Genomic DNA, 1,782 nt, shown 5'->3' with positions numbered 1-1,782 from the left:
CGTGACTCTGTTGGTGATCTTGTGTGGGGTGCTGACAGGTCGTCCGTTCGGCGGTTCGCTGGAGTGGAGCGGGGTGGTTTCGGGGAGAGGGGCGGAGATGTCCTTGCGGGCCAGGAGTTTCCAGCGGATACCGAAGCGGACGGTGGTGACAGCGTGGGCGGCGTGCCCGAAGGGCACGCCGGCGATGCTGATACGGGACCGGCTGGATGTGGTGTTCGAGGACGGGGAGTTCGCTCGCCTGTATCCGAAGGACGGTCGTCCGGGGCTGTCACCTGGGCAGTTGGCGCTGGTGTCGGTGCTGCAGTTTGCGGAGAACCTCTCAGACCGCGCGGCCGCGAACGCGGTCCGTACCAGGATTGACTGGAAGTACGCCTTGGGCCTGGATCTGGACGATCCCGGGTTCGACCACTCGGTGCTGTGCGAGTTCCGGGCCCGGCTGGCCGAGGGCGACGCGGCAGACCGGCTGTTGCAGGTGATGCTGCGCCGGCTCGTGGAGGCCGGACTGCTGAAGGCCGGCGGCCGACAGCGCACCGACGCCACTCACGTGCTCGCCGGCGTGCGAACACTCAGCCGGCTGGAGCTGGTCGGCGAGAGCTTGCGGGCCGCACTCGAACAGATCGCCCAGGCAGCCCCGGACTGGCTGCTGCCGCTGATCGAGCCGGAGTGGGACAAGCGCTACGGCCGCAAGGTCGAGATCGGCAGGGTCCCCGGCGGGAAGGCCGGGGTCACCGCACTGGCCGAGACCTTCGGCCGGGACGGGCAGAAGATCCTCACCGCGGCCTGGACCGCCGAGGCTCCGCCCCGGCTGAGGGCGTTGGCGCAGGTAGAGATCTTGCGTCAGGTCTGGGTCCACCACTACGTCTGGGACGCCCGCGGGCGGCTGCGCTGGCGCGACGGCCAGGCCCTGCCACCCGCGTCGCTGCGGTTCGATTCCCCGTACGACACAGACGCGCACTACTGCGTCAAACGGGACACCGCCTGGTCCGGCTACCGCACCCATGTCACCGAGACGTGCACGTCAGACCTGCCGGAGGTGGTCGTGCACGTGGCCACCACGATCGCCCCGGTCCAGGACGGCGCACTCACCCCCGTGATCCACGACGACTTGGCCGCGGTCAACCTGACACCGGCCGAGCACGCGGTCGACGCCGCCTACATCAGCCCCGCGCAGATCGAACGCGCCCGCCGGGTGCATGGCATCACCCTGCTCGGACCCGTCGTGCCCGACCACAGCCACCAGGCCAAAAGCGGGGCCGGGTTCGGCAAGGCCGCCTTCGCCGTCGACTGGGATCACCATCGGGCCAGCTGTCCCCAGGGCAACCTCAGCCGCGAGTGGCGCCCCCTGCACATCAACGGCCACGACTACATCCAGGTCAAGTTCGACAAAGCCACCTGCCTGGCCTGCCCCGTCCGCCCCCAGTGCACCAACGCGGTCAGCGGCCCGCGCGCGCTCGCACTGCTGCCCACCCGCGAACTGCACGAGATCCAGCAACAGAACCGCCTGGACCAGCGCACCAAGGACTGGCAGCGCCGATACGCGATCCGCGCCGGCATCGAAGCCACCCTCTCCCAGAACGTCCGCACCTGCGGCCTGCGCCGGACACGCTACCGAGGCCTGCCAAGAACACACGTCCAGCACGTACTCACCGGCCTGGCCTGCAACGTCACCCGCATCACCGACTGGATCGCCGACCCGACCCGCCCCCGGCGAGCCCCCAGTCACTTCCACGCCCTCTGCACGGCCTCCGGCTGACCCCTCACAAGATCACCAACAGAGTCACG

The 1,782-nt window shown here is 69.5% G+C and carries 1 protein-coding gene; it reads left to right on the top strand.

All coding sequences use genetic code 11. From position 1 onward, the window contains the following. Window positions 1–97 precede the first annotated feature (97 nt). Window positions 98–1,753: an IS1182 family transposase gene (locus ACZ6S8_RS39520; protein ID WP_469463243.1), complete on the top strand. Its 1,656-nt coding sequence runs from the start codon at window positions 98–100 to the stop codon at window positions 1,751–1,753. The last annotated feature ends 29 nt before the right edge of the window (window positions 1,754–1,782 follow it).

It is taken from the genome of Streptomyces sp. NPDC048461 (assembly GCF_055587105.1).
This window is presented reverse-complemented; position numbering and strand designations above follow the sequence as displayed.